The organism is Clostridium caldaquaticum (assembly GCF_023806125.1).
Taxonomy (GTDB): domain Bacteria; phylum Bacillota; class Clostridia; order Clostridiales; family Clostridiaceae; genus Clostridium_AT; species Clostridium_AT caldaquaticum.
Window position 1 is genome coordinate 1 of the sequence record NZ_JAMSKT010000028.1, and the last position, 23481, is coordinate 23481.

The 23481-nt window shown below is 32.9% G+C and carries 15 protein-coding genes; all 15 read right to left on the reverse strand.

Features of this window, described 5'->3' with window-relative positions:
* Nucleotides 1–166: 166 nt before the first annotated feature.
* The 15 genes from M2651_RS13650 to M2651_RS13720 all read right to left on the reverse strand — a co-directional run bounded on the left by M2651_RS13650 (nucleotide 167) and on the right by M2651_RS13720 (nucleotide 23387).
* Nucleotides 167–1120: a carbohydrate ABC transporter permease gene (locus tag M2651_RS13650; RefSeq protein ID WP_252132892.1), complete on the reverse strand. Its 954-nt coding sequence runs from the start codon at nucleotides 1118–1120 to the stop codon at nucleotides 167–169.
* A gap of 79 nt (nucleotides 1121–1199) precedes the next feature.
* Entirely contained in the window at nucleotides 1200–2123 is a 924-nt protein-coding gene (locus tag M2651_RS13655; protein ID WP_252132893.1) for an ABC transporter permease subunit, read from the reverse strand.
* A gap of 217 nt (nucleotides 2124–2340) precedes the next feature.
* Nucleotides 2341–4164 (reverse strand): cache domain-containing sensor histidine kinase, encoded by a 1824-nt coding sequence (locus M2651_RS13660; protein WP_252132894.1) that lies wholly within the window; start codon nucleotides 4162–4164, stop codon nucleotides 2341–2343.
* The gene (locus M2651_RS13665) at nucleotides 4161–5765 is read right to left on the reverse strand and encodes a response regulator (RefSeq protein ID WP_252132895.1); all 1605 of its coding nucleotides are present in this window, start codon (nucleotides 5763–5765) and stop codon (nucleotides 4161–4163) included. Before M2651_RS13665 ends, M2651_RS13660 begins: the two co-directional genes overlap by 4 nt.
* Before the next feature lie 125 nt (nucleotides 5766–5890).
* The gene (locus M2651_RS13670) at nucleotides 5891–7894 is read right to left on the reverse strand and encodes a beta-galactosidase (protein ID WP_252132896.1); all 2004 of its coding nucleotides are present in this window, start codon (nucleotides 7892–7894) and stop codon (nucleotides 5891–5893) included.
* A 179-nt stretch (nucleotides 7895–8073) separates the two neighbouring features.
* Nucleotides 8074–10020 (reverse strand): substrate-binding domain-containing protein, encoded by a 1947-nt coding sequence (locus tag M2651_RS13675; protein WP_252132897.1) that lies wholly within the window; start codon nucleotides 10018–10020, stop codon nucleotides 8074–8076.
* A gap of 194 nt (nucleotides 10021–10214) precedes the next feature.
* Nucleotides 10215–11660: a 6-phospho-beta-glucosidase gene (locus M2651_RS13680; protein ID WP_252132898.1), complete on the reverse strand. Its 1446-nt coding sequence runs from the start codon at nucleotides 11658–11660 to the stop codon at nucleotides 10215–10217.
* An 87-nt stretch (nucleotides 11661–11747) separates the two neighbouring features.
* Entirely contained in the window at nucleotides 11748–13121 is a 1374-nt protein-coding gene (locus M2651_RS13685) for a PTS sugar transporter subunit IIC (protein ID WP_252132899.1), read from the reverse strand.
* Nucleotides 13122–13168: 47 nt separating this feature from the next.
* Nucleotides 13169–13474: a PTS sugar transporter subunit IIB gene (locus tag M2651_RS13690; protein ID WP_252132900.1), complete on the reverse strand. Its 306-nt coding sequence runs from the start codon at nucleotides 13472–13474 to the stop codon at nucleotides 13169–13171.
* A gap of 200 nt (nucleotides 13475–13674) precedes the next feature.
* Nucleotides 13675–13977 carry a PTS sugar transporter subunit IIA gene (locus M2651_RS13695; protein WP_286208010.1) on the reverse strand — a complete coding sequence of 101 codons (303 nt, stop codon included), beginning with the start codon at nucleotides 13975–13977 and terminating at the stop codon, nucleotides 13675–13677.
* Between the two features lie 134 nt (nucleotides 13978–14111).
* A complete protein-coding gene (locus tag M2651_RS13700; RefSeq protein ID WP_252132901.1) occupies nucleotides 14112–16790 on the reverse strand; it encodes a sigma-54-dependent transcriptional regulator in 2679 nt (892 codons plus the stop codon).
* A 129-nt stretch (nucleotides 16791–16919) separates the two neighbouring features.
* Entirely contained in the window at nucleotides 16920–18314 is a 1395-nt protein-coding gene (locus tag M2651_RS13705) for a L,D-transpeptidase family protein (protein ID WP_252132902.1), read from the reverse strand.
* A gap of 220 nt (nucleotides 18315–18534) precedes the next feature.
* On the reverse strand, nucleotides 18535–21174 hold the full coding sequence (locus M2651_RS13710; protein WP_252132903.1) for a glycoside hydrolase family 3 protein: 2640 nt from the start codon (nucleotides 21172–21174) through the stop codon (nucleotides 18535–18537).
* 35 nt (nucleotides 21175–21209) lie between these two features.
* Nucleotides 21210–22325, reverse strand: coding sequence for an alpha/beta hydrolase (locus M2651_RS13715; RefSeq protein ID WP_252132904.1), 1116 nt, complete (start codon nucleotides 22323–22325; stop codon nucleotides 21210–21212).
* Nucleotides 22326–22430: 105 nt separating this feature from the next.
* Nucleotides 22431–23387 (reverse strand): nucleoside hydrolase, encoded by a 957-nt coding sequence (locus M2651_RS13720; RefSeq protein ID WP_252132905.1) that lies wholly within the window; start codon nucleotides 23385–23387, stop codon nucleotides 22431–22433.
* Nucleotides 23388–23481 lie beyond the last annotated feature (94 nt).

Genomic DNA, 23481 nt, shown 5'->3' on the forward strand with positions numbered 1-23481 from the left:
GTATAGATCCTATAAGAGATCCTCTTTTTTTCGAACAAAAGGAATGGGTCTTATTTGTGTGCCTTCATTTATGGTTTTCATTTTCAAGTTATTTCCCCCTGTATTTTATTTTTTATTTAAACACCTTTAAATACTGATATTCAAAGGTGTTTCAACCATTTTTAAACTAACCTTTTACTGCACCTACTGTAATTCCTTTTACAAAGTATTTTTGAACAAAAGGATATACAAGTATAATAGGTCCAGTTGCAATAACTGCCATAGCCAGCTTCAGAGACTGAGAAGGCATATTTGCCATAGCAACGCTTGAGGCTGAAGAGATTCTTGACATAGCTTCTGTTGAAGATAACATATTGTAAAGCATGTACTGCAGCGGGAACTTCTTAAACTCAGTCATATAAAGCATTGCATTATACCAGTCGTTCCAATAATCAAGAGCAATAAATAGTCCTATTGTAGCAAGTCCTGCCTTTGAAAGAGGAAGAATTAATTTAATAAATATTGTAAAATCACCAGCTCCATCAATCTTTGCAGATTCTATAATTGATTCAGGTATAGAATTCATGAAGCTTCTCATTACAAGCAGATAAAACACATTTATAAGTAGAGGCAGTATAAGTGATAAAAAGCTGTTCTTTAGATGAAGATATCTAATCATAAATATATAAGTTGAAACAAGACCTCCATTAAATAAAGTAGTAAAGTAAAAGAAGAAAGCCAATTTGTTTCTGTATTTAAAATCTTTTCTGTTTAATACATAAGCAGTCATAGTAATAACAAACAATCCAAGTGCTGTTCCTACAACTGTAATAAATATAGATACACCGTAAGCTCTGATTATATCCTGTGGATATCGAAATAGAAGCTTATAAGCATCAGTATTGAATTCTCTTGGAAGTATGCCGTATCCCAAATTAGAGATAGCTCTTTCAGAAGAAAACGAACCAGATATAAGCATTATAAACGGAAGCAGACACAACACCGCAACAAAAGAAACAAGTGAATAGCCAAGTATATTAAAGAGAATTGTAGCTTTTGATTTTTTTATTTTATATGTTTTAACTTCAGACAGGTTTATTTTTTTATTATCAAGCTCTGCTATATTTTTAACTGTATTCATGAAAACCTCCTCATTTCTTTAAGGTTCTAAATGACTACTAATCATTTATCCTCCTGTATTCTTAATATTTTTAATTTCTCTAGAATAGTGCGTAATCCTTATCTGCCCTCTTAACAATTGCATTAACCACCATAATTATTACAAAACACATAAAAGATTGATAGAAAGTAGCTGCAGCAGTCATGCCAATATCCCCGCTGTTAATCAATGATCTAAACACAAAAGTATCAATTACGTCCGTTGCATTAAATAATTGACCATTATTTCCTACAATCTGATAGAACATCTGAAAATCACCGCGTAGAATTCTTCCTACGTTAAGAAGAAGTATTATAATAATTGTAGGAGTTATACTAGGAATTGTTATACTCTTTATTTTCTGAAATATGTTTGCACCATCTATATCTGCAGCTTCATAACACTCAGCATCTATGCTTGTTATTGCTGCAATGTATATAACAGAATTATAACCTACCCATTTCCATGAATTAAAAAATGCGATGATAAATATCCAAGCTGCAGGCTTGTCATACATATTTACAGGATTTAAATTCAGTGATTTTAATATAGAATTCAAGGTTCCTGTTTCGAAGTTGAAAATATTATACACAAAAGCACCTACTATAATCCAGGAGATAAAATACGGCAGGAATATAATTGACTGAGAAATCTTTTTAAAATATTTCCCTTTCATTTCGCTGACTATAATTGCAATAATCATTGCTAAAATTTGCGAAGTAGCAAGATTGAACAAATTATAAAGTATTGTATTTTTTGTAACTAAAAGCCCTGTACCAGAATTGAAGAAATATTTAAAATTGTTTAAACCAGACCACTTGCTGCCAAATACACCAAGGTCGAATCTGTAATTTTTAAAAGCTAATACTATACCTGCCATAGGTAAATAAGATAATACCAATACCAGAAGAATAGCCGGAAGTACCATTATAAATAATGTTCTATTCTTTCTAAATTCATAAAGAAAACCATCTTTGCTTTTCATGCTGTCTCTCCTTTCACTCTTTTGCTGCAAACTACACTCATTTTTCCAGCAGCTTCTTAATGTTTTAACTTATGTAATGATTTTAACACCCGTTGTAAACGAATTAAATAGGTCTAGATTACGATTACAAGTAATTTTTTATGATTCTTTTTATGAATAATTCTAAAAAGACTTTAGAAATTAATCTAAAGTCTTTTTAGAAAAAATTATTTTACTTTTATAAAAAATGACTTTCCGTCTTTAATGCTGGCAGTCTTATTTCAACCTTTGTTCCTTTTCCTATAGAGCTGTAATAAGTAAGACCATACTCCTGACCATAACATAGCTTAATACGTTTATTAATATTCCTTACACCATAGCCATGACTCTCTCTTGTACTTTTCACAGTAAGTATTTCTATAGCCTTTTCTTCAGCCATGCCAACACCATCATCTTCAACTGTTAATAAAATATCATCTTTTTCAAGTTTTCCAGATAATTTAATATTACCTTCCTGTTTGTCACGGTTTTCCAAAATTCCGTGCAAAATAGAATTTTCCACAATAGGCTGAAGAATTATCTTTAAAATTTTATATTCGTATAATTCATAAGGAACATCTATTATAAAATTAATACGGTTATCAAACCTTAAATTTTGTATCTTTACATAGGTTTCTACGTGTTTAATTTCCTCCTCCACAGAAATGATATCTTTACCTTTGCTTAAACTCAGCTTATAAAACTTAGCCAGTGCCTGAGAAACTTCTGCGATTTCTGGAACATCATTATCAATAGCTTTCCAGTTTATTAAATCAAGAGTATTATATAGAAAATGAGGATTAATCTGAGCCTGCAGAGCCTTAAGCTCAGAATTTTTAATTTCTTTACCGGTTTTATACTGTTGTTCAACAAGCTGATTAACCTTTTTTACCATATAATTAAAACTTTTTATTAACTGACCTATCTCATCCTGGCTTTGCGCTGATATACTTACATTTAGTTCTCCTTCCTGAACTCTTATCATATTATCTGTTAAAAGAGAAATTCTTTTAACCATAGAAGCAGATATAAAATATGCTGCACCATAGGCTAATATTCCAATAACCAGAGCCAAACCAGCCATTAAATTCCTGATTTTATTTCCCTCAGAAATTATTTCACTGTAAGGTATTGCTGTTACTATTGTCCAGTCTGTGTTTTCAATATTTTTTGATATAACAGTAAATTTTTCACTGCCAAAAGTCACGCTTTCCCAATTTACATTCAGCTCCATAAACCTTCTACTTATATCTGTATTCAATCCAAGCTTTTCAATAAGTTCTGCATTTGAAGAACAAATAATATTTCCCTGAGAATTTTGAATATATACTACTCCATTTTGAGTAATGTTAGCTTTCATTATTATATCTTTCAAGTTGCTTTCTAAAATACTGACTTTTTCTATACCTATAATTTCTCCTATTTTATCTGTATTTCTTATTTTTCTAAGCATAGAGATTACTGATACTGATGATGAAAACTTATCATTATCCCTTATAATTTCAGGAGGCAGCCATAAAACCTTTTCTTTAGACTGCATAAGCTTTTTATAATCCTCAGTTTCCTTGAAGCTATCTAAATTCCCAAAATTTATACCTTGGTTTGAATACATAAGCCAGCCTGGAACATAAAGACTCACTCTATACACGTCTTCAGAATTTTTAAAGTTAAATAAGAAATTATCCAGACTAATCATATCAATATTTTGCTGAACAATATCATTTTCATAGTCCTTCTGTGTACGTGAAAGCACTGTCTGCACCCCTGTATCAAAATATATGATATCAGAAGATTTAATAAGTGAATTGACTTTATAGCTTAAAAATCTATATGCCTGATCAAAAGATTGTTCTGCTGAATACCTTATTTTACTCTCATATCCTCTGGAAACATTTATATAAGACGCAATAGTAAGGAAAATAAGCGGCATAAAAATCAATAAAAAATACGATATCATCAGCTTTTTTCTTAATGTAAAGTCACTGAAATATTGTATTATAGACCTCCATAAGTTCAAAATCATGATAAATATTTCTCCCTATATTCTGATGGAGTTAAACCAGTAAGCTTTTTAAAAGCCTTAGCATAATAATTAGCATCACTATAACCTACACTTTTGGCTACTTCAAAGAGCTTTAACTTTGTGTCCTTTAAATATTCCTTAGATTTTTCAATTCTAAATTCAATAATGTATTCACTTATTGTCTTACCTGTTTCTTTTTTGAATAGACCTGATAAGTAAGCTGGTGTCAGATATACCAGGTCAGCAAGAATTTTTGTTGATAAATTCTCATTGCTATAGTTTTTTTGAATATACTTCTTTACTTGAAAAACAGTTCTGCCGCTTGATTCCAGTTCTTCAATCCTTTTAAATACAGAATTAATTTTGTCAATTAAATAGCTTCTTATTTCCTGCAGTGTATTAAAACCTGAAATCAAATCCCACAGATAGTTTTCTTCCTTTTCCCCTGCCTCACTAAAATAAACACCTCTTTTTTCAGCTTCCATAAACAGCTGAAAAGTAAGCTTAAAAAAAATATTCTTCACATAATTTACAGGTGTATTATTATACTTTTTAATATCTCTAGTAAGACTTTCTATCAAAGAAACTGCCTCCGGCTGCTTCTGTTCAGATAAATACTGTGCAAACTTATTATGAATACTCTCATCAAGAAAAAAAGGCTCCTCCATACTGTTTTCATAAAAAACAATATTATCGTAACCATAAAAAAATAACTTTTTCAGTGTCAATTCTGCAGTTCGGTAGGATTCTGAAATCTTGTCCATTCCTCGAACACACTGTCCAACTGTACAAAACAGCTCAAAATCATCCGTATCATATTTTTTTAATTGTTTTTTTATCAATTCAAATGCCCTAATCAATTTGCTCTTACTTTCCGCTAATTCACTTAACAAGATAACTACAATCTTATTGCTTCCAGTAAATGCAGCTACATGTTCTGTATATGAAAAACTTTCATCAATAATATGGATAAGTTTATTACTATTAAACTGACTATTCTGTAAAATGTGCACCTTATCTTCATGAAAGCTTATAATCACTGAATTAAACCGGTCATTTAAGTTAAAATCAATATTCATTAGTTTTAACTCTTTTACTCTTTCTTCAATATCTGCTTCAGCACCAATTAAATTTGTTATAATTTTCTGCTTTACAAAAGAAAGATTTTCTGTAAGAACAATACTTGCATTTTTTTCTGATAACTTCCTTCTTTCATCTTCAATACATAAATTCACTGCTTTTTTTACAGCTTCCTTTACTTCACTTATATCAATAGGCTTTTCTACATAACTGACAGCACTAAGGTTAATTGCAGCTTTCAGGTACTCTTTATCAGAATATCCGCTTAAAAAAATAATCCTGCAGTCAGGCAGCTGCTCCTTCACTCTTTCTGCAAGCTCTATTCCGTTTAGTCCAGGCATTCTTATATCGGAAAGTATAATATTGGGCTGAATTCGTGCGGCTACTTCAAGGGCATCAAAGCCATCCTTAGCTTCCTCCACCAGCTGCACACCAAGATCATTCCATGAAATATGCTTTATAAGTCCTTTTCTGGTGGTTGTTTCATCATCAACTACAAGAAGTTTAATCAGCTTAATCACCCCCGTTACTTACTATTTTTATAATATTATACTATAAATTGTCTTTTGATACAAATGATCATCGTTTTCAAACATTCTAAATAAGGTATCAACAATTCTGCTGATACCTCAATATTACTTATTATCTATTTTTCTTCAACAATAAGAACTCCCCAAGGCTCTATATTCATTACGTCATTAGTTTTTATTGCTTTATCAGAAAGTAATTCCGTACCTTCAACATGAGGATATTTAATTAAATTCGGATTATTTGAATAGTTAAAATAATAATGTACTGTTTTTCCCTTTTGATTTATTCCAGATTTTGTGATTAAAGGGAAATAAATTTCCTGATCTGCTCCCCAAATACCAGCCTGTCTTGCTGCTTTTTCCAAAATTTTCTCCATCACTTCTCTGCTTACAAGGCAGCCAATATAAGTAGCCATACCTTTACCATAACTGTTTTGTGTAACAGCAGCATATTTACCCCAGTAAGGATGATCATACCAAGCCAGAACCTCTGCTTTCTTAGGAATAATCAGTTCCATCCAGGAAGTTAATCGGTTATTTTCTTCACTTACTCCAAATGGATTGCCTTTAAGTGACACATTATTTGCATTTACAAATTGGCTATAATAAATACCACAGGCTTCTCCAATAATGCCTGGCTGATGAGTAGTTCTTACCTTCACATTCTCATCAGAAAAACCGCTTCTGAAGGCATAAACAACATGTCCACCATTTTCTACAAAACGATTCAGTCTATAAAGCAGACTATCGCTTACTGCATATAAAGGTGGTACCACCAGCATTATATACTCCTCCAAGTTATCGCTTGAAGGGTCTACAAAGTCACAGCCTATATTCATTCTATACAAGGCATCATACATAAGACGCAATACATCATTATAATCAAGACCATTAGTAAAGTATTTGAAAGAGTTAAAAGCAGTAAGAGCTTCATTACTGAAAAGAACAGCTGCCTTGTTTTTCTTCTTAAGATTAATTAGACTGCTGCTTAATCTTTCAAAATCTTTCCCTATAGTTATTGCTTCTTCATAAGTTGGATTAGGCTCAAAATCATGACTCAACAGCCCTTTCCAGTAAGTTTCAAAGGAATTGTGTATTGAATGCCAGTGCCAGTAAGATACCATATTTGCACCTGATGCAAGGTGACTAAAAGCCTGCAGTCTCAATTGTCCTGGGTATGGAACCCAGCTTGCAAAACCTTGAGCTTCAGTTTCAATTACAAAATAATTGCTTCTTTTCATGGAACGAGCCATATCCCCTCCAAAAGATATTTCACAGCCTGTAAGTTCATCCTGGGTAGGATGATATATATCTACTCCTGCTATGTCAAAAGCCTTTGCAGCAGCAAAATGATCTACACTTGGCTGAACTCCAAAGGAGTACCCCCTCCAATCAAAATCAAAATTCTGTGTAACAAATTGTCCTGGACGTTTATATTCATTTATAATAGAAACCTGCCAGGCAAGAAAATCTGTCACAAGCTTTCTCTGAAATTTTGCAAATTCAGAACTAAGACTGGCATTTATAGAAGCATCTACATTAGGAAAGTCCTCCCAACTATTTATTCTATTGCTCCAATAATCAAGCCCAAAGCTTTTATTCAAAGTATCCAGATCTTTAAATTTCTCTTTCAAATACTTTACAAATAACAGCTGCACATTAGGTCCAGAGGTATTATAATGCTTCGTTTCATTATCTGCCTGATAACCGATAATAGCAGGATGATCTTTTACATGCTCCATCATTTTGCGTATTACTCTTTCAGCATAGAACAAATATGTAGGATTTGTTATATCCATGTTTTGCCTGGGACCATATTTGTTCTGTCCCTGTGGAGTTATAGCAAGAACATTAGGATGCTCTTTTACCATCCAGGTAGGAACAGCATAAGTTGGTGTACCTACTATAACCTTTATCCCAGCCTCATGCATAGCATCAAGCACAGAATCTATATGAGTAAAATCAAATACGCCGTTTTGTGGCTCTACAGTACTCCAGGTAGATTCAGCTATTCTGACAACATTAATTCCCGCAGCCTTCATCATCTCTATATCCTTACTTAGTCTATCATAAGGCATATATTCATCGTAATATGCTACACCATGTAAAAGTTTATCCATTTTTTTATTTCTCCTCTAGAAATTATTGTCTTTATTCCACGTTTAACTCTGTCTAATAATTATAACATTTAGTGTAAACGAATTATACAGGTTCAGATTACGATTACAAGTAATAATTTACGATTTTTATAAAGCAACCTTAAAGATGGAGAAACGATATCAAGTTTTTTTTATTTTTTCTATATTGCTTTACTATCTTTTTCAAAAACAACAAGATTAGCCTTATTTATTTCGTACATGCCTGTATCTTCAAAAGAAGATACCTTCCTGCCTTCCATTAAGTCGTGAAGTTTCTTCACTGCCATCTCTCCCCAAAGCTTGTTCCTTTGAACAATTTGACTTGAAACTATGCCTTTTTTCACTCCCTGTGTAACCTTTGACGATTTACTTAGTACAATAAGCTTTTTATTTAATCCTTTTTGGTTCCAAATATCCATTGCTATTTCTCCTGCGTCACTGTTTACAAGATATAACAAATCAAAGTCTGAGTTTTCCTTAATCATTCTTTCAATAATATTTTTAGTTTTTACTGGATCTGTATCCTTTTGTTCTTCTTTTTTAATTATTTTTATAGAAGGATTTTTTAACACAACCTCTGCAAACCCTTTATATCTGTTTTGAACTGTTTCAACCTCTGAAGCACACAAAAGCACCATTATATTTCCTTTTCCCTTTAAATGCCTAACAGCGGCTTCCCCTGCCCTTTTTCCTCCTTCATAACTATCTGAAGTAATAAAACAGTTTCTCTTACTTTCCGGCACATCCATATCTACGCAGGCTACTTTTATTCCTCTGCTTACAGCATCATCAATTAAATCTTTAAATTTTGATGCATCACTTGGAGTTATTATAATTCCATCCATTTTGTCATCTACAAATTCCTTAAATATTTTTATCTGTTCTTCAACACTAAATTTTTTAGGTGATTTACATACAACCTCCAGATTTAATTTAATACCTGCTGATACTGCTGCTTCTTCTACTTCTTTATAAAACTCCTGCTGCTCTAGGCAGACTACTCCAATTTTCTTCCTTTCATTAGTTTTATTTTCTACTTGAATACTGCTTAGTCTGCTATTCATATCTGCAGCAAATTTATTAAGTCTCTTAATCATACCCATAATAATTTCATCCTGACTGTTTTGTTCCATAGATAAAGACGCAACCATTTGACTTGTAGCTGCTGCTTCCTCTGCTACAGCTGCAATATCTGAAATAGAATCTACAAGTTTATTCTTATATGTAAACAAATTATCTATTTCCCTGTAAACTTGCTGCTGCTGATTAACAAAACTATTCATAGCACTATTTATTTCATGAATTGCACTTCCTGCCTTTTCTATGAAAATTGTTTGTGTGCTATACTCTGCTTTAGCAGTTTCTGATAAATCCAATATAGAATTAATCTCCTTTATTATATTTAAGATTAATCCTGATATATTCTTACTTGCTGACTTACTTCCTTCAGCAAGCTTTTTAACCTCGTTAGCAACTACAGCAAAGCCTTTGCCTGCTTCTCCTGCTCTTGCAGCTTCTATTGATGCATTTAATGCAAGTAGATTTGTTTTATTAGAAATTTCAGTTATTATTGCAACTATATCGTTAATATTTTTGGCAGCCTGTTCTAACTTTGATACCTTATCCATAATATTCAGCAGTAATTTTTGAGTCTCTTTACTATTTTCTACAAGGTCATTTATTGACTTTTCACCAGCTTCACATATTCCTTTTGTAATATTAGCTTTCTCTGATAAAACCTTTGATGACTCTGACAAACTTTCAAACTTTGTTTGAAAATCTACAGCAAGCTTTGAACATTCTTCTGCAGCTTGAGCTTGCTCAGCAGTTCCTTCTGCAATGCTGTTATTTGCATAAATTATGCTCTTATTTGATTCTGCCCTTTCTGAATAAGTAATTGAAACAACTTCTGATTGTCTTTCAAATTCATCTATTCCTTCTTTTATGTATGAGAACAAACTGTGGTATTCTTTTGCTAAATTGTATAATTCCTTAATCTCTTCACGTTCTTCTTTCTTCAATTCAGCAAAGCATTTCAAATCCCCTTCTCTGATTCTTGATAACAGTTTTATAATATCTTTTTGTGGTGCTGAATTTTTAAATATCATCTTTAATCCCCCGCATTATAATAATAACCATTATTTTAGTAAACGTTTTTAACATATAATATAATTATATTAAAATATTTTACAATAATTTTCAATTATTTGCAAATCATTCTAAATAAAAAGAAAGCATAAATAAATTTGGATGAATCAAATCTATTTACGCTCCTTTTAAATTTTACAAATTATAATACTTGTTAATCTAAATCAGCACCATTGCTTTCAATAACTTTCTTATACCAATAAAAACTTTTCTTTTTTGATCTCTTTAGTGTTCCCTTACCTTCATTATCCTTATCAACATAAATAAAGCCGTAACGCTTTTTCATTTCACCAGTTGAAGCACTGACTAAATCTATGCAGCCCCAGGTTGTATATCCCCATAGATCTACACCATCTATATTTACAGCATCTCTCATTGCTTTAATATGTTCTCTCAAATAATCAATTCTATAATCATCTTCTACATAGCCATTTTCATCTGGACTGTCTGTTGCTCCGAGTCCATTTTCAACAATGAATAATGGTTTTTGATAACGGTCATATAGTGAGTTCATAGTAATTCTAAGACCAAGAGGATCGATCTGCCATCCCCACTCGCTTGCCTTAAGGTGAGGGTTTCTTAAAGTCTTAAAGGCATTACCTGCTGTTTCAAGATTTATTTTCGGATCTGCACTTGTTAATCTTGAAGAATAATAACTGAAGGATATAAAGTCAACAGTATTATTTTTCAAAAGCTCCTCGTCACCCTCCTCCATTTTTAAATTAATGCCCTTTCTTTCAAACATTTTCTTTGCATAGCTTGGGTATTCTCCACGAGACTGCACATCAATTAAAAAATAGTTCTCTCTATCCTTTTCCATTGCCATCCATACGTCCTCTGGGGCACAGCTATAAGGATAGAAATTTGCAGCTGCCAGCATACAGCCTATCTTCATATCTGGATTTATTCTACGTGCAATCTGAGTTGCTTTTGCACTTGCAACCAGCTGATGGTGTGCTGCCTGATACTTTACAGCCTCCTCATTTTCACCTTCTTCAAATACTAAACCTGCACCTATAAAGGGCAAATGCAGCAGCATATTTATTTCATTAAAAGTAAGCCAATATTTTACTTTATCTTTATAACGGTTAAAAATAACTTCGCATAACCTTTCATAGTAATCTACCATCTTGCGGCTTCTCCATGAACCTATTGTTTTTACAAGGTTCATTGGCACATCAAAATGGGTAATAGTAACTAATGGCTCAATACCATACTTTAAGCATTCATCAAACACATCATCATAAAACTTTAAACCCTCTTCATTTGGCTGTGCATCATCACCATTTGGAAATATTCGTGCCCATGAAAGTGAAAGACGGAAGGTCTTAAATCCCATTTCTGCAAAAAGCGCTATATCTTCTTTATAACGATGATAAAAATCAATGGCTTCATGACTTGGATAATAATGCTCATTATCACATTCCAGCATTTTCATTTTTCCAAGCATCACTGGAAAACGGTCTTTTCCTGCTGGAACAACATCAATAGTAGATAAACCTTTATTCCCTTCTAAATAAGCTCCTTCACATTGATTTGCAGCAGTTGCTCCTCCCCATAGGAAGCCCTCTGGAAATCCTTTAATAATGTCTTTACTCATTAAATTCCTCTCCTTTTTATGCGTTTTATTTTTTCAGAAAGTAAACAAGCTGAAACTAATCAGCTTGTTTACTACAAATTTATTATATTATTCTGCTGCTGCTTCTGCCATAGCTTTTTCAGCTGAATATGCCTTTTTATCTAAAACCCTGAAGAATGGCAGATAGATTAAGCCGCTTAAAACTATTGCTACAACCTGAAATAATGCAACTCTCCAGCCTTCTACTCCTGCAGCAAGAAAACCTGACATTATTACTGGAGTTCCAAGTGGAACTATAGTTGTTAATCTTGGAAGTACATCTATAACTGTCAAGAAGTAAGCAACAAAGGATGTAATTACCGGTGCACCTATCCATGGAATAATCATATATGGATTAAGTACCATTGGAACAGCAAATACCAGAGGTTCATTAATACCGCATATATTTGCAAGGAAAGCAAGTCTTCCTAAAGTTTTATACTGCTGGCTTTTTGCTCTTAATGCCATGTAAATACATAGACCTAATGTCATTCCAGAACCGCCTAGTATAGCATAAACGCTAAAGAATGGTCTTGTAATTATATTTGGCAGATCATACATAGATGTTCCAGCATTCATAGCAGTTATATTAGCAGTTGTTAATGAAGTCCATAGCGGATAAAATATCGGCAGAATTATAGCTGTTACTCCATGGATACCAAAGAACCATAGCAGGTGAGCTATAAATATTGCAAATACAAAAGACCATATGCTATTTCCTAAGAATGCTTCCATTGGTGCCTGAATTGATGAATACACTAGTGAATGAAGTCCAGTAACATTATTAATTGGTAAAAGTGTAACTACCTTGTTTATAAGCATAAATAGAATGATTATAACAAAACCCGGCATAAGTCCTGCAAACGATTTTGCTATTGTTGGAGGCACTCCATCAGGCATCTTAATTGCTAAACCTTTATCTAAAAGCTTGTTATAAAGTACAGTAGAAACTATTGCTACAATAATAGCTACAAATAACCCTTTTGATCCTATCCACTCGTAAGGAATTACATTTGCTGACGGTACTGTAACACCTTTAGCAAGTTCAATTTTATTAGCAGTTAAAAATCCGTTTATTATATTTGCTGTATTATTTATTGGTGTAATAGCAAGGAAAGTAAAAAGAGCAATCATTCCTGCTATTCCTTGATCCTTTTCAAAATACTTAGCTAAATTATAAGCTATAAAGAATACTGCATAAATAGCCAGTATATCATTTGTTATAGTATTGGGTAGTGCTAAAAATGGTTTTAAACCTATTTTTGTAATAAATTCCTGATAAGGTTTAATTGATAAAGAATTTAACAAAGAAAATATAGAACCTATAATAATAACCGGCATTAAAGACATAAATCCGTCACTGACTGCCTTTAAATACTTGTTAGATGCTATTTTATTAGCAGCTGGCAGAATTTTTTCCTGAATTACTACTTGAAAACTCATTTTTCCATCTCCCATCCTTTGATTATTTTAATTTATATTTATACTATTTATTTTGCTAAATCTAAAGCCGTCTTTAATACTTTTTCTCCATTCATCATTCCATAATCTATACTGTTTATCACAGCTACGGCAATACCCTTTGGCTCATAAGTTTCCTTGAATTTTTTAAGCATAAAGCTTACTTGAGGTCCTAAAAGCAGCACATCAGTATCGTTTTCAAACTCCTTAAACTTACTTTCTGCTGTAGCTCTTATTGTAACTTCCTGTCCAAGTTTTTCTGCAGCTGCCTGCATTTTAGTAACTAAAAGGCTTGTTGACATTCCTGCTCCACATATTAAAGTAATCTTTTTCATAAGTATTTCCTCCTACAAATATATTTTTATTCTCATACAATTTTATTAGCAAAGTTTATGCCAAAACTTTTATTCACTTAAAGTTTAGTTAAACCACTTGATAAAACAAGAACTTCTACTTATTCATTTTTTCTGTGTTTTATGTGTGTTACTTATTTTATCAAGTGAGTTGTTTATAAATATAATCTGTGTTATTTTCATTATTTATTTATTTTTCCATACAAATCAATAAACTCTTGAGCTAAATCTCTAACAGTCATTGCATTCATAAGATGATCCTGTGCATGCACCATTAATAATGAAATCTCTGTTTTGTTACCTGCTGCTTCGTTTTGTATAAGATTAGTCTGATAATTATGTGCCTTATCTAATGCCTCTGAAGCCTCAACTAAAAGTTGCTTTGCTTGTTCAATATTTCCTTCTTTTGCGCTTTGTATAGCCATCATAGCTCTGCTTCTTGCATCTCCGCCATTTACTATTAGATTCATGATTATTTCTTCCATGTGTGTTGCCATCCTTTCTGTAATTATGTTATTGATATTATTAATTTTTACTCTCATTTATTATACAAGCAATATTCATGCCAACACACTTTTTTAACGCCTAAAAATAAAAAATGCAGAAATTAATCTGCACTTTAAACATATTTTTTATTATTAAAAAAACTCATAATATAGCATATTTCATCCTCTGGAATAGTTATGCTGTATTTTTCATTCAAAAACTTGGATGCTGCTTTAACTATATTATATATTTTCTTATTTTCAGAGATAAATCTATCCTTATCCTCAAATTCTTCAATCATATTGTTTCCTGATTTAACCCTGTCCAGCATACATCCAATGTGAAAGGTTATCCCTATTAAAACATTTGTGTCCATTTTTATATTAAGTTCAATTTCAATATTATTAATAAATTTTTTAATATCCTTTAATGCTTCTTTGCCATCAATTGCTGAAAGCATATTTGTTAAAGTCTCTCCCATTTTGATATATGTAGACTCAACATCTATTATATTTTGCATTGTTTCAGCTGCTTCATTGTTTAATACCTCCTGCAAACTAAATTGAGGTATATTTGTATTTAATTTAAAAGAGCTTACAAGAGCAATAACATTATAGTCTTTTTCAATATTTTTAAGCCTTGAATAGATGCTTTCTTTGCCTACAAGATTTAACGGAATAATTTCAACTATGCTGCTGTCAAACTTCAGTTGTTTAAAAAGAATATTTTTTATTGCAACAGCACTGCCTTCCCCTGTAGTACATACTGTTATTATTGCCAGTTTACGGATATCCTCTTCATAAGTTTCATCATCTTCAAGCTCATTCTGCATTAAACTGAAAACATTACAGGTATCTTTATATACCTGATCCAAAGAATATCCCATCATTGCCTTTCGAGTTGCCTCTATTACGTGCAGTGTACTTACTAAAGGTAATGAACGGGTTTTAATGCCAAATTCCTTTTCAACTTCCTTGCCAAAAGTTGTTAAAGAACCCATGTCTACAAGAAACAGAATATCCGAAGTTATCTTAGCTTCATAAAGATATTCCCTTACCCTTGAAATAACCTGCTCGGGCTTTTCATCAAGAGGAGCATTTATTCCTACTGCGTATTTTACTCCAAGAAGCTTATTTGCAGCATCTGCCATTGAAGTTGCTGTTGAAGCACCATGAGATATAACTATTACATTAACATCCTGCTTCTTATCTTCAATATCTCTCTCATCATACACAAGAAACATTGTCAAAAATCCAGCCTCATCAATAGGCATGGATACATCCAAAGTCCTTTCAATTATTTTTAGACATTGAAGAGCAATGTTGAACTCATTGCTGTACTGTGTTCTTATCCTATTTAGCTGAGGATTTGTAATCTTTTTGTTTTTCCTTACTCTATCAATAGAGTTATCTATATGCACAGCCATACCATAATAAACCTTTTCGCTTAGCTGCTTTCCCAGGCTTTCTTCACTAAACCTTATTATTTCCTCAACCACCCCGATAATTTCAGCTTCAATAACATTTTCAAGGCTTGAAATATCAATTTTTCTGTTTACACTATGAATGTAACTTTTAAAATATTCATTTATATCCTTTTCCATCTCTTTTTCAAGCTCATCACTGCTTACACCCTTGCTTCTTAGTTCGTGAACTCTTAAATCTATCATTTCATAAATACTTTCATTGTTTTCCTCTTCATAATAAAGCATCGTTTCCTTATTTTCGTCAAATATACAGTATCTATTATTTATTCCAATAAGCTTATTCCAAAGCTGTCTATGTTCTGTTTCCTTATAAAGCCCCTGCCTTATATGCTGCGGAAGTTCAAGGCTACTTATTTCAATTTCATCCTTGTCTTGTGACAAAAACTCCGCATAGGCCTTAGCACAAACAAGCTGAATATCTGTCTTTAATTGACCTACATTGCTTTCACAATAATAACTTAAAAACGCTCTCATGGAATTTACCGATACTTTTATAGGCCTTCTAAGTCTTGAAGATTCTTCTCTGAAAAATTGACTTATTAAATTAAAGCGTTCCTCAAGACTTCTTTCACTAAGGTTTGGAATTCTTATAACCATAGGTATTCTTCTTGTAAATGTTTTAAGCAGAGAAGACTCTGGATTTTCTGTTGTAGCAGAAACTATTAAAACGGATGCACATCTTTCTGTTTCAGTTTCACCAAGTCTTCTGAAAGTCCCTTTATCCATAAAGGTAAAAAACATTTCCTGTCCTTCTGGAGGAAGCCTGTGAACCTCATCTAAAAAAAGTATGCCGCCGTCAGCCTTTTCAATTAATCCAGGCTTATCCGCATCTGCACCTGTATAAGCTCCTTTTTTTGTCCCAAAAAGTTGGCTTAAAAGAAGCTGGGGATTGTTTGCATAGTCAGCACAGTTAAAAGTTATAAAAGGAGAATTTGTGTCCATTATATTCATCTCAATTGCATATTTGTGTACAAGCCCTGCAAACATTGATTTTCCAACACCAGTTTCGCCTAATATAAGCATGTGAAGACCCTTTGGAGGATAAAGCACAGCTGCCTTTGCTTGTTTGACTGCAGACAGCAGACTAACATTGCTTGCTGCAAATCTATCTAATACTGTTTCTTCTCTTTTATTTGATTTAGCAATAGAAAAAAGAACTGGTTTTCCTTTTCCTTTAACAGCCTTCCCTTCCTGGCAAAGCCTGTTTAAATCTTTGCTTACATTGGCTCTATCAAGGTTAAGAGCATCAGCTATTTCTATAGCACTTACTCCCCTCTCACTTCCAAGCTCTTTAAGTTTTTCGTATACCGCTTCAATTCTTTTCATTTGACTCACTTCCGCTTCCATGGAATCTACAAATATCTACAATTATTTATAATTATGCTTATAGATATGTAGATTGTCAATAACAGTATTTATTGATTAAATAAATCATCTGAATTCTTTAGCTTGCTGCTATTCTTCATAACAAATAATAGGGGTTCCTTCATGAATATTTTCAAAAATTGATTTTGCTAAATATAACGGTGCATTTACGCATCCATGGCTTCCATTTCTTTTATATATCTCACCTCCAAAAGAATATCTCCAAGGTGCATCATGTATTCCTATATTCCCATAAAAAGGCATCCAATAAGTTACTGAAGCTTCATAGCCTGGTCCTTTTAAAGTTGCCTCTTTTTGTTTATAATTAAGCATAAAGGTACCAAGTACAGTTGAATATCCTCTATTTGGATTTCCGGTTACTACAGCACCTTGAGCTATGAGCTTTCCTTCCTTATAAAACCATAAATACTGTCTTGTAATATTAATTTCTACATAAGTACTGCCTATTTCATCTTCATCTCTAGTCAAAGCCTTTTGAGCATATACAGGTTCTTTTTCAAGTACTTCACCCTTTTTTATATTTTCCATTAACGCTTTTGTTTCAGCAGAATGATTAATCTTCCATCCATAAAGTCCACCCTTAACTTCTACTATTTTACCTACGGAAGTTTTAAAATTCCTTACTATTCCAACTGTATCATATTTTCTGCTTAGTTCTCTTACATATTTCATAATCTCTATTTCACTTATTACTACATCCAGATTTTTATCAACACTAAGCCATTCATTTATTGTATTTCCATCCAGCACTTCTTTTTCTCTTCCAAATATATATGTTATATTTGCTCTTACATACTTATTAAGTAAATCCTTTGTTTCAAGTGTCTTATTTGAGCTTAAGGTATATTTTGGATTTTCGTAGCACAGATTTTCATTTAAATCTAATTTTGTTTCTCCTTTCAGTATGCTCGTTTCTATAGCTGTCTTTAATTTATCTTTGTTCACTTTATTCCCATATACTTCTTTTACCATTTCATAAGAACCGTTTGAATATTTAAAACTTACATCCTGAGGATAAATAATCTCTTTATTTAAACATTTTAACTCATTTATTTTATTTTCTAAATTATTCTTATTGTAAATGTATAAATCATCTACATAATATTTTTCATTATTAAATAATGAAATTATCCATTTAATTAAATTTTTCTTATAATAAATTCTATAAATACTGTTTTTTTCATTGTACTTCAGTTCTATATCTTGTCCAAAAATTTCTTCTACTTCCCCATCTCTTTCTATTAACTGCAGCTTATAATCTTTAATGTAACTTATAATTTTATCTTCTGCAGTATCATGTGCTTTTAATGACACATCTACTCCGTTTATTACTGTACAAAAAAAGAAATGCCTGGCAAAGTATAATGAAATCAGCAAATATATAAGTAATAGTGAAGCTGTAAAAATAATAATATTTCCTGCAGCCTCACTTTTAAAAAGCTTTTTTATATTAATACTTTTCATACCGATTCATACCTTCCATCAAAAATACGTTTTATTATTAACTAATTTATAATATGTTTGTATTTTTGATTTTAAAACTTGCTATAAATGTAATCTTTGATGATCAGTATTCTTCGGACTCAATCCATACTCCGCCGCTTGCAATTACCTTTGTACTGATGTAACTATTATTTAGAAAGGATGAGTTGTTCTAACCTAAACAACTCATCCTTTAATAATATTAAGAGTACAATATTTCAGTTTTCACATACCAACTCAAATTATCAAATTGCTCTGCATAAGACTTAGCCCCTTCATAACAATTTGACTTTGATATAATATTTAAAATGTTCTTGGCACAATACTGAAGTTCACCTAAAGTCAGCTCTCCATTTTTTACTGCATCTACAATATCATCCACATTTTTCTGGCATCCTGGCATCTGCAAATCATTTCCTGCCTTAATACAGAGTGGAGATGAAGAAATTGGATATTTATGTTCAGCTGCTCCAAAAATAAATGAAACATCCTGAGAAGTAAACCAGTCAGTCATAACAAAACCTTTAAAACCCCATTCATCTCTTGCAGCAGAAGTCAATAAATCATAACTATTAGCTGCATGAATTCCGTTTATTAGGTTATAAGAACTCATAATAGACATAGGCTGAGCTGACTTAACTGCAATCTCAAATCCCTTCAGATAAATTTCACGCAGTGCCCTTTCACTTATATGCGCATTGTTAAACATACGGTTATCTTCCTGATTATTTGCTGCAAAATGCTTAATTGTTGTCCCTATTCCTGGATGAGACTGAACACCTTTTGTATCAGCAGCAGCACACATACCACTAAGCAGCGGATCTTCTGAATAATATTCAAAATTGCGTCCGCAGAGAGGATTTCTATGAATATTCATCCCTGGTGCCAGCCACAATGTTACATGGAATTCCAGCATTTCCTCTCCAACAATCTTTCCAACCTTTTCAATAAGCTCCATATCCCAGGATTGTGCCAGCATCCAGGCAATTGGAACAGCTGTACAATACTGATAGTAATCTATCTTATCTTCAGACTGAGTCATCTCCTCTGCACACATATTAGAAAACATTGTTCCGCCAGGAAGCAAGGTTCCATCCAAGGTTGTTTGAAAATGTGGTGTAAGTCTCAGTCCTGCAGGACCATCAGCTAAAATTATATTTCTTATCTTTCTGTCATCTATCATAAGTGAAGTTGTATCTCCTGCAGCTCCAGGAACGTTTGCAGATGCAGAACCAATGATAGAATCAGCTGATGCACCCATTCGCATAGTTCCTACACAAAGTGTGGCCATTTCTTCTACAGTCAGCTGTGCAATAAACTCTTCAAGGCTGACTCTTCCTTGAAGCACATCTTCCATAGTAAGCTTCTTTTCAGGATTTAAATCTTTGTAAACTGCTTTTTCTTTCTGATATTCAACCGTGATTGTTTCAATCTTAGAAGCTTCAATAAAAATCTTTTTAGCTGTTTTAATTTCCTGCTGCTCACCTTCATAAGTATACATATTCTCTCTTGATGGGCAGATTAATTCAAGCTTTTCTGAATCCTTAAATAAATTTTTAAGCTTTTCTGTTACAGCTTTCTGATTTATATTGATAACTGCTGCTACCTTTGTATTTCTTGAGCTGTTACCAACACGGATTAAATAATCTCCTGCCTCTAATATGAAAGAAGCCTCTGCTTCACTGTAAGATGCCATAGAAGCAGTCTTAAAAGATATAATCATTTTCTGTTCTTCTCCTGGAGCTAAAAGCTTAGTCTTACCAAAAGCAGCAAGCTGCTGATAAGGCTTGTCTAGCTTTTCATAAGGAGCTGAATAGTATACCTGAACAACTTCTTTTCCCGAATAAGTATCTCCTGTATTCCTTACTTTTACTGTTACAGAAACCTGCATTTCATTAGCTTTAATATCACAAACTTCAATGTGAAAGTTTGTATAGGAAAGACCATATCCAAAACAGTAATTTGGGGTTATATTGAAAGTATCAAAATAACGGTATCCTACATAAATTCCTTCTTTATAATACTCATCATCAAGGTTTCCGTTATTATGACTGAAACTTTGTGCAGAAGGGTAATCTTCATAGGCTGCTGCCCACGTATCTGAAAGCTTTCCTGATGGATTAATCTTTCCTGTAAGCACATCAGCTACAGCATAACCTCCTATGTTTCCTGTCTGTCCCACGAGAACAATAGCATTAATTCCAGGAATACTCTTTAAAACGCTCGTATCAATTATGCCTCCAATATTAAGAAGTACGATAAGCTTATCATATTCCCCTCCAAGCAAAGTAAGAGCATTTACTTCTTCTTTTGATAATAAATAATCTCCTTCCTTATTATACCTGTCGGCACCTTCGCCAGAGTTTCTGGAAATAACATATATAGCTGTATCTGTCATTGAATTTTTAATATCAGCTTCTGTTATAGGCTGACACTGAGGCTCTTTAAATGGATTTTCAAAGGTAAGCGTAAATACTGGAACACCCATTTCCTTTGCTTTTGCCTCCAGCTGTGTATTATATTCAGCTTGTTTTTTATCAACCAATTTATCATATTCAGTAAGCCATTTTTTAGTAGTAATATTAAATCCTGCCTCTTCAAGTCCCTTTTCAATGCTTATTACATATCTTGAATTAACATCTCCAGAGCCAGTTCCTCCTTTTATTGTTCTTCTGGCACCACTTCCATAAAGTGCTATATTTTTATGTACCTCTTTAAGAGGCAGCGTACCATCATTTTCAAGAAGCACCATACACTCTCCTGCCAATTTTCTAACAGCTTCAGCATGTTCGATTTCTCTTTTGCTTATTTCTTTTGATTTTGAAGCAAAATATTGCGGCATATTTTATTTTCTCCTTTCTCTGATAGTACTCTTATCTAAAGCTTCTTCACAGCCTTTGCAATTTCAATACATAAATCTTCTGCCTGAGGAACATGTCCTAATTTATCTATAAATGCATGAGTCATACCTTTATAGCGAAATACAGTAACATCCACGCCTGATTCCATAAGCTGCTTTGCATAAAATTCTGTGTTTATACGAAGACCGTCGAATTCAGCTCCTGCCAAAATTGCCTTTGGAAGTCCTGCATGAGATGCAGCAAACATAGGACTAACGTATGGATTATAAATGTCTTCCTTATTTGAAATGTATGTTGTTATAAATAAATCATCTTCGAATTTTACTGGTCTTCCAAGTCCAAGCAATCCTTTAATAATATATTTTTGTTCCTCAGATACTTCAAAGAAATCCTCACTCCACTCATAACCTGGAACTTTTGCATCTGCTCTGGTTACTGCTGGATATATAAGCACCTGCATTGCTATTTTGAAAGTTCCTTCATCTCTTGCCTTTAAGCTCACTGCTGCTGCATAATTTCCACCTGCACTATCTCCGCCAACGCATATTTTGTCACGGTCAATTCCATAAGCTTCTGCGTTTTCATAAACATGCTTTACTGCATAGTAATTATCATTCAATCCATTTGGAAAAGGTTTTTCTGGAGCTAAAGAATAATCTACATTAAACACCACTGCATCTGCAAGCTCAGCTAATAATTTGCAGAAATTCTCTACAGTATAGACACTCCCACCAATCCAGCCTCCGCCGTGAAAAAACACAAAAGCAGGACGCTTTCTGTTCTTTTCAGATTTTCTTGGATAGTAACGCCAAAGTCCTACTGTATTGCCGCTTTCAGTTATTTCTTCATATTTAGTATGAATTTCTACAGTATTTAGATTATAATTTGGAAATCCCATGTTATCTCTCATAATAGGAATTAAAACTTCCATTGGAGGCATTTCTTCTCCCTCTTTCTGCTCCATTGGATTTCCTGCCCAGTGTTCTTTAATTATACTTAATTCCGCTGGATCCAGATATCCTGGTCTATCCTCTCCTGGACTAGGCTTTAAAATAATCTTTACTCCGTTATTTTCAATAATGGAAGTCTCATTCTGCAGTTTTTCAATTGCACTTAAATCATATTTACGCATTTTACACTCCTCCTTCTATATTTGGTAAATTAAGGTTAACTATTATAATAGTAACATTTATTGCATATGTTTTCAATTGTTGATATTTATAAATATTTTCTCCCCTTAACTTCCAAAGTGATATTTTATCTTTGTAAACATATCCTCGAGTATAACTCTGCTGTCTATGCTGTGATAAACCCGTATTGTACGATTTTCACCTACATATTCTCCATAACTGCCATCTGCGTTCATGCGCTGTGCCCTCCTTACTTCACTATATTTTGTTTGTGGTGTAATCAGTACCCCAACTGCTGGACTATCACCTAAAGACCAGCCTTCACCAGAACGAATTATCATAGTCTTAGCTGCTTTACTGGCGTTTTTAAAAAATGGCAGAAAATCAAGATTTGATGCACATTCTATTTCATTAACACGAAGAAGATTTTCAACTAAATAGTTACCAATTTCACCGTGAGGTTTTACACGTTCAAATAGTTCATGGAAGGTTACTTCCATCATTGTATATGCCGTAAGTGGAATCTGCCATAATTCAATTGTTGAAGACAACACCACATTTGCAGCATTAATATCATTTCCTGAATTAAAATCCATATATCCTACAGGATATGGACCCCCGCCTATCCAAACAGCAAGTAACTTATCTTTAATTTCCGGGTTAATCAAATATGCTGAAGCTAAGTTTGTTAAAGCCCCCATATTAAGCACAAACAGAGGTCTGTCATCTTCTTTCATTGCTTCTTTAACTATAAATTTTGCTCCTTCTGAAATACTGGCTGTTTTTTCGTCTGTTAATGCCTTTTCTGCACCTTTAAAAACAGGTATTTTACCCTCCAAATTCATAAGCTGTAAAATTCTTTTAATCTCCTCATAACTTTTCTCCATACTGTTTTCATAATGACTGCTTCCAAATTGCTCAGCAATAATACCTACCACTTCAAATTTTGGCGTTAATAATGCATGAACTATTGCAAACTGATCATCTGCTTCTGCATAAGCATCTGTATCAATAATTATTCTTATTTTTTTATTGGCTGGAACTTTATATAAATGTTCTTTCATATTAACTATCATTCCTTTCGCTGTGCTCAAGGCACAAAAATTTATGAAAATGTATATTCTGTACAAACTCTGTCAATAATATAGGCAAGTATGC